Genomic DNA, 14,946 nt, shown 5'->3' on the forward strand with positions numbered 1-14,946 from the left:
TCCTTAACCCTTTATTTGTCAAGCTGACAAACTAAAGCAGAAAAAGCGGCAGGATTTCCCCCTGCCACTAATCATCTGTTTATGCAAAAATAATTTCCTTTTCCACAATCTCCCTCGCACAAGCCCTTATGTTATTGAGGCATCCTGTCCATTCTAAGGCGTTTTCTGCCTTTAGCTGTTCCGTTATGCCCTGTGCCTGTTTCATACCCTCTATGAGCCTTTCAAAGCGTTCCTGTGCCTGTCTGTTGATGTCGGCAAGGTAGGCGTTTAGCCTGCCGCTTGTAAGAAGATTGGTGTATGTAACTTTACGGTACTGTTTTAGATAATCTAAATGCCGTTGCCCCCAGATGCCTATTGCCTGTTCTTCTTCGGCGGGTACAGTTAAGCACGGTATCAAATAATCCCCTTGCCTTTCGTATTTGCCGCCCAGTTCCTCAAATAATGATTTTGCCATTGTCTGTTACCTCCACATTCTTTTTTATTTTGAATGTCCGCAAAATCCGTCCTACATCTGTTGGACAGTGCGATTCCGATACATATCAAAATGTAACTTATCACAAAGTAAAGGATTCTCCATGGGAGGGCAGTTGGCAAAGCCCCGATCCACATCTCATGGATATCCAGCATCTTGCCAAATACGAAACCAACTATGAAACTGCACAGGTACTGGGGGACAAATTTCCTTCGCATGATCATGAGAGTGAGAATAAGTACGCCCTGAAATATGTATGTCCAGGTTCCGAGAGTCAGTCTTGGAAGAACCAGCGAGAATGCGTATGGCACGCTGGATATTGCCGATATTCCTGCTGCAGAATAGAGCATGAGAACCACTCCGAAACTGTTGATGGTGACTGCTGTTATCAGGGCAATTTCGCCCCACATGTTATGCAGATGTGCATTTCCTGATTGAGTATTCATTTTCTGCTTTTCCTCATTTCTTTCTTTATATAATGTGTTTTATAACATAGCCTTTGATTTCCCCAGCATCAGGGAAGCTTTAATTGTATAAGACTTCATATATGTATATCCCTGCGGTTTTTGATTGTAGCACCGACAACACCACATAACAAATAAATAGTTTTTATGGTTTGATAGATTTTGTCTATAAAAAATATTCGGATTGTATTAAAATATGAATAGGATCATGTATAAATAATGAAAAGGGGGAGTTATAAGTGAACCTGTCATATATTAGATATTTTGTTGAACTGGCCCATGTTCAGCATTACACAAATGCAGCCAGAAATCTGAATATAACGCAGCCAAGCCTCAGTCACGCAATATCCCAGCTTGAGGAAGAACTTGGGGTAATGCTTTTTGAAAAGAATGGGCGCAATACGGAGCTCACTGCATTTGGCAGAGAACTCCTTGCATGTGCAGAGCGTTCGCTTGGCACTCTTGATGCGGGGGTAGAGTCCATACAAAAGGAGGCTGCCGGGGATGGCGTGATACGGCTTGGTCTCATAAGACCTCTTGGAATGGAATTTGTACCGCGTCTGGCAGCGGAGTATTTGAAGAAAGCTGAAAACAGAAATGTGTCATTTACATTTCACACAGGAACCACAGGACAGCTGCTTGATGATCTTGCGGCTAGAAAATATGACATGGTTTTCTGTTCGAGACCGCCTGAGACGATGGGATTTTCCGCCATTCCAGTTGGCAGACAGGATCTTGTTGTCATAGCACCGTCGGGACACCCTTTGGCAGACAGGGATTCGGTGACAGTTGAGGATACACTTGGGTATAAACATGTATATTTTTCGAAGGAATCTGGAATGAGAAGTCTTGTGGATGAGATGTTTGAAGGGCTTGGCAAAGCTCCTGAGATAGCATGCGAAACGGAGGAGGATGAGGTCATAGCCGGACTTGTGGCAGCAGGGTTTGGAATAGCGGTAGTCCCTTACATGGATATGCTCAAAAGGCTTGATGTGAAGGTTCTTAGTATAAAACATCAGCCGGTTGACAGGCTTTACTATGTTGTTCATGACAGCCGGACATATATGTCTCCTGCGGCGACAAAATTCCATAAATATGTGTTATCTTGCAATTGACAAATGAAAGAACGATATATAGAATGATTCTCATGTAAACCTGTAAATTTTTGAAAAATGTTGCACAAATCAAGTTGTACAATTATCACGATGAATCGCCAATGAAATATAAGGGGGCGCATAGTTAGTGGATAGGACTGCTGTATTTAATATAGCATTTGAAATGTGGGGAATACTAATTTGTCTGTTTGCATTTGTGGTTATATTCCTTCAGAAGAATAATAATAGAGATAAAAAGAATGTGAGTCTATGTATGGAGGCTGCATGTATCATCCTGCTGGCTGCAGATATGTTGTCATGGTATTATCAGGGAAAAACAGGACAGACAGCCTATTACATGCTGAAGATAAGCAATTTTGCCGTGTTCTTTATCAACTATTTATATATGACTCTGTTTACGTTTTATCTTCTTGTCATTCTCAACAGAGGAGAGACGAAGATGCCAGCGAAAGCAAGGGGCGTGGTAGTTCTGAGTGCTGCTGGGATAGTCCTGCTCATTATATCCCAGTTCAGTGACAAGCTGTTCTATTATATAGATGATAACAACTTCTATAACAGGAGCAGCGGTTATCTGTTGTCGCAGCTTATTGCAGCAGCAGGACTTGTTCTAAGTTTTTCGATACTTTTGCAGTATAAAAAAAGACTGGAAAAAAGAGTTTTCTGGTCAAGTGTTTTGTATTTTATCCTGCCATGTATATCCACGGTTGTTGTCATATTCTATTATGGGATTTCATTCCAGACAATATCTGTGGTTGCTTCTACACAGATCATGTTTGCAGTTGATATGGTCGAGATGGACAGATCACTTGCGAGATCCAGACAGGAGGTTGAGCGTACAAAGTACGAGGCTGAGCATGATCTTCTGACCGGCATGTACAACAAGACAGCCGGAATGCAGAGGATAAGAGAGTATATAGATAACATGACTGACGAAGATAGTGCTTCTCTTGTATTTGTGGATATAGATGATTTCAAGAGTGTAAATGATACATATGGTCACGCAGTTGGTGATTACTGGATTGAGAAGGTGGCAAAGTTTCTCCGGAGTGACTGCTATGAAGAGGACGTTGCCTGCAGGTATGGTGGAGACGAGTATGTTGTGCTTCACAAGGGCTTATCGGATATATCTGTTCTGGAGTCAAAGGTGATAAGATTTGCCAGAAAACTTCAGCGCAAGACAATGGAGAGAGGGCAGAATGTCCATTGCAGTGCTGGTATATGTCAGATAAATGGTTCAGGATTCAGCACAGAAGAGTGTATGAATGTCGCGGACACTGCGCTGTATGAAGCAAAAAAGAAGGGCAAGAATGTCAGCGTGATCCACAGCATCAACAGGGATGGTACGGACAGAGTGACCGTACTTGACAAGATAGAGTCTGATATAAAAAAGGCTCAATCCAGGGTAGAGGCAAGGATCGCATATATGTATACTGATATTATATATGTTAATTATGAGAACGATAAATACCGTGTTATAAAAGGCGATTCTGAACTGAACAATGCTGTATCTTGTGCGAATAACTACGATGAAGTAATTGGATTGATAAGTAACCGGTTTGACTCGGATCGGTCAAGAAAAATAGTCAGAGATTTTCTCAGCCGTGAGCGCATGGAGAGTTACACAGGCGGCAATACGGAATATCAGACAGAAAATTTCCTCAGAGGGGTTTTGTCAGTCAGCTGTGCAAACAACCATGGGGGTGCAAGCCTTATACATGCTATCCCAGTGGAAGAGGATGGTGACAGAGGCTACTTTGTGGTCGTACAGGATCTTGACATATATGCTGGTTGAAGTATAAAATCATACATAATAATTTTAACGAAAACAAGTTGGTGGATTTTTCCGGATCAGGTCATCTTTTCGCCCCACAACCGCAAGGTTGTGGGGCTTTATTTATGCCATCCGGGGACGGAGGTTTTATGAACGAGAATTTTATGAAAGAAAAGCCGGTGTTCCCACTTTTGATGTCCATGGCACTGCCTATGGTTATATCGATGATGGTGAATGCTTTGTACAATATAGTTGACAGTTTCTTTGTGGCGAAGATAAGTGAGGATGCGATGACAGCACTTTCGTATGTATTTCCGCTGCAGAATTTTGTAAATGCTGTGGCGATCGGATTTGGTGTTGGAATAAACGCGGTGATAGCCATATATCTTGGAGCCAAGGACAATGAGCGGGCAGATCGTGCAGCTAGTTGGGGGATGTTTCTTGCTGTTATACAGGGAATAGTGATGACAGTCGTGTGTATTGCCATCATTCCATCGTTTCTCAGAGCCTTCAAGGCAAGTGGAGACGTCCTTGACCTTGGCTGTCGTTATGCAGACATTGTATTTGGATTTTCTATAATTATTTCGGTTGATCTTGCATTTGAGAAGGTGTTCCAGTCGGTTGGACGCATGATAGTTACAATGGTTGGACTGATGGGCGGCTGCATTGTGAATATAGTGCTTGATCCGCTGCTGATATTCGGTGTGGGACCATTTCCTGAAATGGGTATAGAAGGCGCTGCACTGGCAACTGGCCTGGGACAGGTGTTTACACTGATCATTTATTTTATTGTGTACTTTGGAAGACCGATAAATGTGAAGTTCGGCATAAGGCATTTGCATGAGGGCGGTCTGATGGTGAAGAAGCTGTATGCCATAGGCATACCTGCTATACTCAATATGGCACTGCCTTCTCTGCTCACAAGCGCACTCAACGCCATACTCAGCATGTATTCGGCAACTTATGTCATGATCCTGGGCGTGTACTACAAGCTTCAGACCTTCCTGTATATGCCGGCAAATGGAATCATTCAGGGAATGCGCCCTATCATAGGATATAACTATGGTGCCGGAGAGCATGCAAGAGTGAAGAAGATATTCACCATAACGCTTGCATTAAATGTTGGAATCATGCTGGCTGGAACAGTTGTGTGCCTACTCATCCCGGAAAGGCTTATAGGTATGTTCACAGAGAATGTGTCTACAATAAATGCAGGTGGAACAGCACTGCGCATCATATGCGCCGGATTTGTAGTGTCGGCTGTGTCGGTAACTGCATCGGGGGCACTTGAGGGGTTGGGGAAGGGAACTCCGTCCCTGCTCATATCCCTGCTCAGATATGTGGTTGTCATAATCCCGGCTGCATGGATACTTTCAAGACTTTGTGGTTTCGGACCTGCTGGTGTGTGGAATGCGTTCTGGGTAGCAGAGCTTATAACGGCTGTGTGTGCGGTGTTTATATATAGAGGGGCTGTGAGATGAGAATTTATACCTTTGAATGAGATGGCGGCATTGCCCAATAATATGCAGTATGTTAGAATGATCGTGGTTATCCTATAGAAATAGTAGGATAATTATGGCTGTTTTGTCTGCGTGGCAATAAGCCCCAAGTTTGTGCTGTGCTGATTTAGAGCTATTGTAATAAGTGAATTTGGAGACCGCCGCGCTGACTTTAGAGAAAGGAAAAATCGTGGGAAATATATTCAGAAAAGCATTTGTCAAATCAATCCCTATCATGTGCAGCTATTTGTTCGTCAGCATGGCATATGGGATCATGATGGAGAATGCCGGATTCAAATGGTATTATTCACTGCTGGTCAGCCTGACGGTGTACACAGGAGCGTACCAGTTTGTGCTTGTGACGTTGCTTTCAAGCGGAGCATCCATACTCACTATGGCGCTCACTGCATTTTTGATGAATAGCAGGCAGAGCTTCTATGCACTGACATTTGTGGATGAATTCAACCGTATGGGAAAGCGGAAATTATATATGATACATACAATGACGGATGAGACTTATGCTGTGAACTGCACTCTGCCGGACACCGGTAAGGAGAAACAGAGCATCATGTTCTGGGTGGCTTTTTTGTCGAGGTGTTACTGGATGGTCGGTGCGGTTGCCGGGGGAATCCTGGGGCAGATCATTCCGTTTGATATGACGGGGATTGATTTCTGTATGACGGCGCTGTTTGTCATCATATTTATCAATCAGTGGGAGAAGGCGGAGAGCCATATCCCGGCGATTGCGGGAATTGTGATAGCGGCAGTGTGTCTGCTGGTAGTTGGACCGCAGTATTTTCTTTTGCCGTCACTGATCATAGCGTCAGCGGTGCTGGTGGTGTGGAATACGAGGAGAAAGTAGGAATATGCTATGAATACAAGATACATATTAATAGGAATTGCGGTGTCGGCAGTTGTAACATTTGCACTGAGGGCACTTCCATTCGTCATATTTGGTGGGAAAAGGCAGATGCCTGAGATGATGGTAAAGCTTGGGAAGGTGCTTCCGGCGACCATCATGGCGGTGCTCATAGTGTACTGTATGAAGGGGACGGTGACGGCTCCGGTGGCAACTGGAATACCAAGTCTCGTTGGCGTCCTGGTGACAGGCGGGACATATAAATGGAGACACAATACGCTTCTGAGTATCCTGCTGGGGACTGTGAGTTATATGGTGATGCTGCGTCTGGTATGAGAAAAAGATGAGTGGAAAAATTCCATTCCTCTGAACCACTGTTTTTAGCAGTAATCTCTGCAATCGGATTGCGGATAATTTGTACGCATAATCCCACTATTGAATGAACGTGCATAATTTGTTAGAATAGCTGTGTGTTTATCGACTTAAGCACATATTATAATATGAAGATATCATCGCGGCAGATTTTGTCTGGGCAGGTGATATTGGGAGATATTATTAGAAAGGATCTGAATAAGTAATGGATAGATCAGATAAACAGAGAATTGAGGGGATCGTGCAGAGGATACTGGATGATTTCGGCGATGACAGAGCCATCAACAAGACGGATCTGTGCAACGAGCCGGATAAGACAGCCATTATCGATGTGATCGACAAACTCATGAAGATTCTGTATCCGGGTTATTACAGCGACAAGCTGTATAAGATATACAGCTTGAAGAATAACATGTCTGTTATCATAGAGGATGTAATATTCCATCTGAAGAAACAGATCATGATAGTTCTCAGGTATTGCAAAAAGTTTCCTGAGCTCACAGATGCTGAGCTTGAGGATAAGGCGATGGATATAACATATGAATTCATGGATAAGATACCTCAGATAAGAGACTATCTTGAGACTGATATCCAGGCGGCATTTGACGGAGATCCTGCTGCGGGCAGCAAGGATGAGGTCATACTTTCATACCCTGGACTGTATGCCATATCTGTATACCGTATGGCACATGAGCTTTGTCTGCTGGATGTGCCGATGATACCAAGGATCATGACTGAGCACGCCCACAGCGTGACCGGAATAGATATTCATCCGGGCGCCACCATAGGAAAGTATTTCTTTATTGACCATGGTACGGGAATCGTTATCGGCGAGACGACTATTATCGGCGAGCATGTGAAGATATATCAGGGCGTGACACTTGGAGGACTCTCTACACAGGGAGGTCAGAAGCTCAAGGGGGCCAAGAGGCATCCAACCATCGGTGACAATGTAACCATCTATTCAGGCGCGTCCATCCTTGGAGGCGAGACTATCATCGAGGACAACGTTGTTGTGGGTGGTAATACATTTATCACCAACTCAGTAGAGAAGGATACAAGGGTTACTGCCAAGAAGCAGGAGCTTCAGTATAAAAATAATTAGAGGACATACAAATGAGTGACATACGAAAGATAGCGGTTCTGACCAGCGGAGGAGATGCTCCGGGCATGAATTCAGCTGTTAGGGCTGTGGTTGTATCGGCCATCAACAGTGGAATAGAGATAGTCGGAGTGATGCGTGGTTACGAGGGACTTATCGACTGGGAGACACAGCCGCTCGGCCTGGCGGACGTCAGGAACATAAACAATCAGGGTGGAACGATACTTTTCACCAGCAGAAGCGAGAGATTCCTTCAGAAAGAATACCGCGAGCAGGCGGCAAAGAATCTGAGAGATCACGATATAGATGCGCTTGTTGCCATCGGTGGGGATGGAACACTCCGTGGAGCCATAGCATTTCAGAATGAGGGTATCAATACCATCTGCATCCCTGGAACAATAGACAGAGATGTTGCATGTTCTGAGTATACGCTGGGATTTGACACAGCGGCGAATACAGCCATGGAGGCCATTGACAGGATAAGAGATTCATCGGTTTCCCACGGACGATGCAGCGTCGTGGAGGTCATGGGACGAAAGAGAGGCTATATAGCGCTCTGGGCAGGCATGGCGACATCAGCTGATGCCATCATAATTCCTGAAAAATGGGATGGTGACTATGACAGTATCATAGATACGATAAAGGCAAAGCATGCTGACGGAAGGAACAGCTATCTGGTGGTTGTGGCCGAGGGTGTTACAGATGCTCCAGAGCTTGCACAGATGATTCTTGATAAGACTGGTATAGAGTCGAGGGTATCGGTGCTTGGCTATATACAGAGAGGCGGACAGCCAACGGCAAAGGACAGGATGTATGGCTCACTCATGGGTGCGTATGCCGTTGATGTACTCAAGAAGAACAAGGCAAATCGTATGATAGCTATCAAGAACGATATACTTATAGACTATGATATAAAAGAGGCAATTGATATACAGAACAATCAGATCGATTCCTTCCAGTATGAGCTGAGTAAGCTGCTGGCCGAGTAATCGGTGAGGCTGGCAGTGGGTAAAAAATAAGCTGACTGATTATAAAGAGATATATAAATGACAGGTATAAAAGATACAATATAAAGGAGAAGGTTATGAAACAGGTAATATTAACAGGCGACCGTCCTACGGGCCGTCTTCATGTGGGACATTATGTAGGATCACTTAAGAGAAGAGTCGATCTTCAGAATTCAGGAAAGTATGATGAGATTTACATCATGGTGGCTGATGCGCAGGCGCTTACAGACAACGCAGAGCATCCTGAGAAGGTCAGACAGAATATTATGCAGGTTGCTTTGGATTATCTTGCCTGTGGCATAGATCCAGAGAAGTCTACTATATTCATCCAGTCAATGGTACCAGAGCTCACAGAGCTCACATTCTACTATATGAACCTTGTAACAGTGGCAAGAGTCCAGAGAAATCCTACCGTTAAGGCAGAGATCAAGATGAGAAACTTCGAGGCAAGTATCCCTGTTGGATTCTTCTGTTATCCTATCAGCCAGGCTGCAGATATCACAGCATTCAAGGCCACAGAGGTTCCTGTTGGAGAGGATCAGATGCCTATGATCGAGCAGTGTAAGGAGATCGTTCACAAGTTCAATTCGGTATACGGTGAGACACTTGTTGATCCAAAGATCGTTCTTCCTGACAATGAGGCATGTCTAAGACTTCCAGGTACAGATGGTAAGGCCAAGATGAGTAAGTCACTTGGAAACTGTATCTACCTGTCAGAGGATCCTGCAGATATCAAGAAGAAGGTTATGTCCATGTACACAGATCCAAACCACATCCGTGTAGAGGATCCTGGTCAGATCGAGGGCAATTCAGTATTTACATATCTTGATGCATTCAGCAAGCCAGAGTACTTTGAGGAGTTCCTTCCAGACTACAGTGGTATGGATGAGCTCAAGGAGCACTACACCAGAGGTGGCCTCGGTGATGTAAAGGTCAAGAAGTTCCTGAACAATGTTCTTCAGGCTGAGCTTGCGCCTATCAGAGAGCGTCGTCAGATGTGGGAGAAGAGACCACAGGATGTATATGACATCTTAAAGAGTGGCAGCGAGGTTGCCAGAGCAAAGGCAGCAGAGACACTTGCAGATGTGCGCCGTGCGATGAAGATAGATTACTTCGAGAACGACAATCTGTTCAAGTAAGAAATAATATAACTTTTAGCTGAATTATATATGAAAAGAGGATAAAATTCTCGTCAAATGTCCTGAAAAGTGATATTTGGGACAAAGCAAGGGAATTTTATCCTTTTTTTCATGCAAATAATCATTTTAGAGATATTTTTGTGCTACAACCTCACCACAACGGCTTCATACGGATACTACCTGAGGCGTTAATTATATAAACAATCCGGATTTCTCCTTGCTGTGCTCAAGCTTGTCAAGAAGCTTTGCACAAGGCTTGGCGAGCAGCAGTCCGATGACCGCGGATATCGCAACATATATCAGCAGGGTGGCAAGACATTTGCCGTAGGTGTGCTGATACATTCCGGCGACACATTCCCTGAGGGCGTTCATGCAGTATGAGAACGGCATGAATTTGTACAGGTACTGGTACACTGATGGGAGCACTTCCACAGGGAAGGTTCCACCTGCTCCCGCAACCTGAATGACCATGATGATCACGGCGATGGCCTCACCGATATTGCCAAATGCTGCGGTTAGAGAGTAGATAAGGAATGTAAATACAAAGCTCGTCATCATGGCGGCCAGAGTAAATGCTATCGGGTGCCTGCACTGTATTCCCACGTAGAACAGATCACCCATCACGGTTATGATGGTCTGAACCTGTCCGATGACGAAGAAGTTCAGATACCTTCCGAAGAACTTCTGGTAAGGCTTCACACCCTCAAGCTCCTCATTGTCCTTGACCTTAACGTGTATGAGCGCCACAAGTATGAGAGCACCGACCCACAGGGCAAGGACTGTGTAGAATGGTGCCATGGCTGATCCATAGTTTGATATCTCATATACAGCAACTGTGTTCATCTGTACCGGTGATGCGATGAAATTCACGATCACCTGAGGATTATCCTTTATGGCATTTATGAAATCCTGATAGCTGCTGTTAGACGTGATCGTCTGTATGTCGGTTTTGATCTTGTCTATGCTGTCCTTGAGATCCTTCAGACATTTGATCGTTCCTGCTATGTCTGAGGTTCCATCCTTCAGAATGTCCTGATACTCGGTCAGGGATTTGCTGATGTCGTTGAAGTTTCCCGGAACATTTGCCAGTACATTCTGCGCCTGAGTTAGCGATGACTGGATATTCTCTAACGAAGATTTCAGCTCAGGTGAAAGCTCGTTATTTATGAGATCCTTCACCGAAGCAATGTCATTTGTACACTTCTTTATGTCGGACGATACCGCTTTTTTCAGTGATGCAAATTCTTCGTCCGACAGGCTTGTGTCGGATACAAGCTTTGCTAAGTCTTCGTTCAGATTTTCAAACTGAAGTTTGGCATCTGATACTATAGGTGACTGGGCTTCGATCAATCGGTTTATGGTGTCCAGAACATTAGTGCCTAGAGAACCGTTGAGGTCAGTTTCGATTGACACTGATCCGATATCGTGGGTCCTTGAGAGGCTGTCCACGGTTTTATCAAGCTCTGCGAGCCTGTCAGAGATCATGTCGAGACCTGTGTTCAGCAGTGATATCGAGGTGTCTGCAACGTCGCTGCTTATGCCTGCGCTGTCACTCAGATTTCCAAGACTGCTTGAGCCACTCTGTGCCATGCTGTCTATGCTTGGAAACAGAAGTTGAGTGGTATCGATGGCATCTGATGCAGACTCTGTGAGCAGTGAGAATGTATTCAGCATATAGACGTAATTGTCAAGCGTGGATGAGATCTGTACCAGCTTGCTCTCAAGACCGGCAACGAGGTCTGAACCGTCTATGTTATTTCCAGAAATGAAATCTCCGGCATTTGCAAATACCTCGGTCAGCGTGCTTATGATCTTGGTGTTTATCTCGTTCTGGACGGTCGTCTTGACCTTGCCGGTTATCTTGGTGGCAATGGCGTTCTTCTTGCTGTTCTCGTAGTATTCGATATTTGGATTGACGATGTTGCCATTTAGTATACTGAGCATGTTCGCCGTGAAGTCCTTTGGTATGATTATTCCGGCATAACATTCCCCGCTGGCGATGAGTTCAAGTGCCTCATCTTTATTATCGGCAAATGTCCAGTCGATAGTGTTGTTGTTTTCAAGACTTTCGATCACCATATCTCCGATGGTCAGATTTATTCCGCTCATCTCGATTCCCTCATCCTCAGAGTAGACGGAGATCTTCATGAGTGAGGTGGCGGACTCTCCATACGGATCCCAGTTTGACAGGATGTTGAACCACGCATACAGAGAAGGGATTATACACAGACCCATGACTATGGACAGTGCGACAACATTTGTGGTGATCCTGCGCAGATCAGATATGTATACACGCCAAATGTTTTTCATGATAATTCCTCCTTGTCAGCTTCTGTGTTTTCTGTGGCCGCATTCTGCTCGGTCGATGAAACCGTGTCATCCTGCTCAACTGGCTGAACTGAGTCAACCAACTCATCCGGCTGCCCTGTATTATTCTGCTCATCCATCTGCACAGACTCAGCCATCTCGACCACCTTGTCCTGCACGGCAGTGATCTGTGTCTGGATGTCTGTTTTTACATTTGTGATTATGTTGTCCAGTTTCTTCTTAGGGGCGGCGACTTTTGTATATATGCTGTTGATGTCGATGAGACCGTCAATATTATCTTCCGTATCCTGAAGCGAGTTAACCATCTCCTGTACCTTGTAATCCGAGTATTCCACATGTATCAGATACGCCGCGATTATGAACAGGCTGGCGATCCACAGAACAAGAAATATGATCTTGGAGCTGCCGGTCAGAAAGAGCAGGATAAGGAAGCATGCGGGAACAGTGAATATACACTTAATACCCGCCTTCAGCTTTTTTACATTTTCTGCATGGGCATTGTCTCTGAATGCAAGCACCTGGGATTTTATGTCAGATGACTCTGTGCTGGTTGTATTTGAATTTGTATCTTCGTTCATGGGTGTTCCTCCTTATTTGCATTACATCATATCCGTATCTTCCATACGTTTCTCGATGAAGTGCATGATATGGATAAATGGTTTTCTGATTATAAGTCCTATGACCAGTGCAACCACAATGAAAATTGACAATTCAAGCAGATATTTGAACAGGTCTGCGTGATACATTCCGCCAATACATTCACGCATTGCATTTATCGCATATGGGAATGGGAAGAATATGTACACCTGTCTGAAGAAGTTCGGAAGAGCCTCTATAGGGTAGGTTCCACCGCTCCCCGCTATCTGCAGCACCATGATCACAACAGCTAGGGCCTTGCCTATGTCGCCAAATGATATGGTGAGTGAATATATCAATATTGAAAATGTCAGCCCTGTGAGTGCCGCAGTTGCCCAGAATGCAAATGGGTGCAGACACTGTATCTTCAGCAGGAACAGATCTCCAAGCACTATGACCAGAACCTGAAGCTGAGACAACAGGAAGAAAATAAGGTATCTTCCAAAGAACAACTGGTGTGGTCTGGCATCCTTCAGATAGTCTGCATCCTTCACATGCACCTTCATGAGGGAGACGAGAATTGTCATTCCGACCCAGATGGCAAGCACTGAGTAAAATGGTGCCATGGACGAACCGTAGTTGGCAATGCTGTAGTAGTAATGCTCCTCGACGGCAACAGGCTTTGACAGGAATGACGCCAGCGCCTCTGAGTCTCCATTGAGGAAGGCGATGATCATGTCGGTCACCTCGCTGTCGGCGGCCTTGTTGATCTCGTCTGTGGCGGTCTGGATCTTGTCACGTATACCACTTATGAGATCGGAGAGGTCTGTGAGACTGGTGTTCATTGATGCAATAGTCACCTTATAATTGTCAAATACAGAGCTTGCACTGTTTATGGTAGAATTCAGGGTATTTAACAGATCCTGAGCGTTTTTCAGTGCATTTTTGATGTTCAGGATTATGTTGTCCATGTCAGGAATGACCTGACTGGTAAATGTATCGTCGATGTCTGAGACAGAGTCGATGATCTGGTCGAGCTTATCTGATACGGCATTTTCTGCATTTGTGATCGCAGACATATCCAGACTATCGATGGTGTCAGCGGTGAGAGAGGAAATTTTCTTAACCTCTGTTTTCAGCTTGTCAAGTTTGTTGAGGGCATCTGAAACCTCATTCGTGTTGCTTATGTCAAGAGATTTGATATATTCGTCGACTGCATCGATCTTCTGCTGAAGTTTGTCTGCATCTGCCTTGATATTCTCAAGATCGGCAGATATGTTCTCTGCATCATCCTTCATATGGATAAGCTTTGCAGAGCTTTTCAGATTCTGTATGTCCTGCGCGATGCTGTCGATCTGATCCTGAAGAGAATTCCTGACAGTGTAGTAGGTTGAGCCCACTGAGTCTATATCAGACATGCTTGAATCAATGGCGGAACCCGCATCGGACAGAAGCTTGCTGCTCTTGTCAGTTGCGTCCTTGAGCTTTGTGCTGGTCTTGAGTTTGTTATTTGCCTTGATTATGGAATCTATGGTTTTCTGATATCCGGCGAGATTGTCATCGACGGTTTTGAGTGCTGTGATGAAGTCCGTTCCCTTGAGATCCTTCGACAGATCCGTGTCGGAGTCGTCAATGGCAGTGATAAGCTTCTGTGATATCGCCTTGACGTAGGTCTCGTTGATACTTGTCTTGAGAGTAGAGACTGCGGTGTCGGTTATCTTAGGTGCCACGGCATTTTTCTTCTCATTTTCATAGTAGGTGAAGCTTGGATTTACGAAGTTGTCCGTCAGGGCATTGAACATGTTGTAGGAGAAATCCTCATCAATGACGACGGCGGCATAGTATTTGCCTGATTTCACACCGTCGATGGCGGACTTTTCAGAATCTGGGAATACCCATCCGATACTGGTCTGGCTTTTCAGTTTATCAGCCACGGACTGACCCATGTTCATCTCGTTGCCGTCTGCGTCTGTGTAGCCCCTGTCCAGGTTGACGACGGCGATATTGATATTGCCGGTATTGGCATATGGATCCCAGTTTGCAAATATGTTGAACCATGCATACAGCGCAGGCAGTATGCACAGTCCAACGGCGAGAACTATTGTGAGTATACTTTTTTTGATACCGATCAGGTCGTTTTTGAATATTTTCAGTATTGTTTTCATTTTTATGTAATTCCTATTTATATAGTAAATGCATCAGCGAGGACTGATGTACATGAGAAAGTCCCCGCTGATGATCG

The 14,946-nt window shown here is 44.7% G+C and carries 12 protein-coding genes and 1 pseudogene; 8 read left to right on the forward strand and 5 right to left on the reverse strand.

The genetic code is table 11. The annotated features are described in order from the left end of the window. Nucleotides 1-79 precede the first annotated feature (79 nt). Together DWX57_RS12500 and DWX57_RS12505 are read right to left on the reverse strand one after the other, a co-directional pair. Complete coding sequence (locus tag DWX57_RS12500; protein ID WP_001129922.1) at nucleotides 80-454, reverse strand: TnpV protein; 375 nt, start codon at nucleotides 452-454, stop codon at nucleotides 80-82. 53 nt (nucleotides 455-507) lie between these two features. Further along, nucleotides 508-918 (reverse strand): annotated as a pseudogene (locus DWX57_RS12505) (DUF6198 family protein); the annotation flags it as partial. A gap of 257 nt (nucleotides 919-1,175) precedes the next feature. Here DWX57_RS12505 and DWX57_RS12510 point away from each other — a divergent pair. The 8 genes from DWX57_RS12510 (at nucleotide 1,176) to trpS (ending at nucleotide 9,800) form a co-directional block, all read left to right on the forward strand. After that, nucleotides 1,176-2,051 (forward strand): LysR family transcriptional regulator, encoded by an 876-nt coding sequence (locus tag DWX57_RS12510; protein ID WP_120124517.1) that lies wholly within the window; start codon nucleotides 1,176-1,178, stop codon nucleotides 2,049-2,051. Between the two features lie 127 nt (nucleotides 2,052-2,178). Further along, the gene (locus tag DWX57_RS12515; protein ID WP_055146619.1) at nucleotides 2,179-3,843 is read left to right on the forward strand and encodes a GGDEF domain-containing protein; all 1,665 of its coding nucleotides are present in this window, start codon (nucleotides 2,179-2,181) and stop codon (nucleotides 3,841-3,843) included. A 128-nt stretch (nucleotides 3,844-3,971) separates the two neighbouring features. Continuing rightward, on the forward strand, nucleotides 3,972-5,303 hold the full coding sequence (locus DWX57_RS12520) for an MATE family efflux transporter (protein WP_120124520.1): 1,332 nt from the start codon (nucleotides 3,972-3,974) through the stop codon (nucleotides 5,301-5,303). 208 nt (nucleotides 5,304-5,511) lie between these two features. After that, nucleotides 5,512-6,183 carry an AzlC family ABC transporter permease gene (locus DWX57_RS12525; RefSeq protein WP_242992695.1) on the forward strand — a complete coding sequence of 224 codons (672 nt, stop codon included), beginning with the start codon at nucleotides 5,512-5,514 and terminating at the stop codon, nucleotides 6,181-6,183. A gap of 9 nt (nucleotides 6,184-6,192) precedes the next feature. Beyond that, nucleotides 6,193-6,516: a branched-chain amino acid transporter permease gene (locus DWX57_RS12530; protein WP_120124522.1), complete on the forward strand. Its 324-nt coding sequence runs from the start codon at nucleotides 6,193-6,195 to the stop codon at nucleotides 6,514-6,516. A gap of 241 nt (nucleotides 6,517-6,757) precedes the next feature. Next, entirely contained in the window at nucleotides 6,758-7,657 is a 900-nt protein-coding gene (locus DWX57_RS12535; RefSeq protein WP_004849988.1) for a serine O-acetyltransferase, read from the forward strand. Between the two features lie 11 nt (nucleotides 7,658-7,668). Beyond that, on the forward strand, nucleotides 7,669-8,643 hold the full coding sequence (locus tag DWX57_RS12540; protein WP_015533735.1) for an ATP-dependent 6-phosphofructokinase: 975 nt from the start codon (nucleotides 7,669-7,671) through the stop codon (nucleotides 8,641-8,643). Between the two features lie 95 nt (nucleotides 8,644-8,738). Further along, on the forward strand, nucleotides 8,739-9,800 hold the full coding sequence (trpS, locus tag DWX57_RS12545) for a tryptophan--tRNA ligase (protein ID WP_015533736.1): 1,062 nt from the start codon (nucleotides 8,739-8,741) through the stop codon (nucleotides 9,798-9,800). A gap of 192 nt (nucleotides 9,801-9,992) precedes the next feature. Here the strand turns inward: trpS and DWX57_RS12550 are convergent, their stop codons facing one another. From DWX57_RS12550 to DWX57_RS12560, 3 genes are read right to left on the reverse strand one after another with little or no spacing between them, the layout of a single operon-like run. Further along, nucleotides 9,993-12,110 (reverse strand): YhgE/Pip domain-containing protein, encoded by a 2,118-nt coding sequence (locus DWX57_RS12550; RefSeq protein ID WP_120124525.1) that lies wholly within the window; start codon nucleotides 12,108-12,110, stop codon nucleotides 9,993-9,995. Beyond that, nucleotides 12,107-12,706: a hypothetical protein gene (locus DWX57_RS12555; RefSeq protein ID WP_120124527.1), complete on the reverse strand. Its 600-nt coding sequence runs from the start codon at nucleotides 12,704-12,706 to the stop codon at nucleotides 12,107-12,109. The genes DWX57_RS12550 and DWX57_RS12555 overlap by 4 nt, the downstream gene beginning before the upstream one ends. 21 nt (nucleotides 12,707-12,727) lie before the next feature. Next, a complete protein-coding gene (locus tag DWX57_RS12560) occupies nucleotides 12,728-14,869 on the reverse strand; it encodes a YhgE/Pip domain-containing protein (protein WP_120124530.1) in 2,142 nt (713 codons plus the stop codon). Nucleotides 14,870-14,946 lie beyond the last annotated feature (77 nt).

It is taken from the genome of Coprococcus sp. AF19-8AC (assembly GCF_003603115.1).
Lineage (GTDB): Bacteria > Bacillota > Clostridia > Lachnospirales > Lachnospiraceae > Coprococcus > Coprococcus aceti.

Bases quoted from the DNA above. Each gene is read 5' to 3' on its own strand.
- DWX57_RS12500 (WP_001129922.1), bottom strand. From the start codon at position 454: ATGGCAAAATCATTATTTGAGGAACTGGGCGGCAAATACGAAAGGCAA.
- DWX57_RS12520 (WP_120124520.1), top strand. From the start codon at position 3,972: ATGAACGAGAATTTTATGAAAGAAAAGCCGGTGTTCCCACTTTTGATG.
- DWX57_RS12530 (WP_120124522.1), top strand. From the start codon at position 6,193: ATGAATACAAGATACATATTAATAGGAATTGCGGTGTCGGCAGTTGTA.
- DWX57_RS12535 (WP_004849988.1), top strand. From the start codon at position 6,758: ATGGATAGATCAGATAAACAGAGAATTGAGGGGATCGTGCAGAGGATA.
- DWX57_RS12540 (WP_015533735.1), top strand. From the start codon at position 7,669: ATGAGTGACATACGAAAGATAGCGGTTCTGACCAGCGGAGGAGATGCT.
- trpS (WP_015533736.1), top strand. From the start codon at position 8,739: ATGAAACAGGTAATATTAACAGGCGACCGTCCTACGGGCCGTCTTCAT.
- DWX57_RS12550 (WP_120124525.1), bottom strand. From the start codon at position 12,110: ATGAAAAACATTTGGCGTGTATACATATCTGATCTGCGCAGGATCACC.
- DWX57_RS12555 (WP_120124527.1), bottom strand. From the start codon at position 12,706: ATGAACGAAGATACAAATTCAAATACAACCAGCACAGAGTCATCTGAC.
- DWX57_RS12560 (WP_120124530.1), bottom strand. From the start codon at position 14,869: ATGAAAACAATACTGAAAATATTCAAAAACGACCTGATCGGTATCAAA.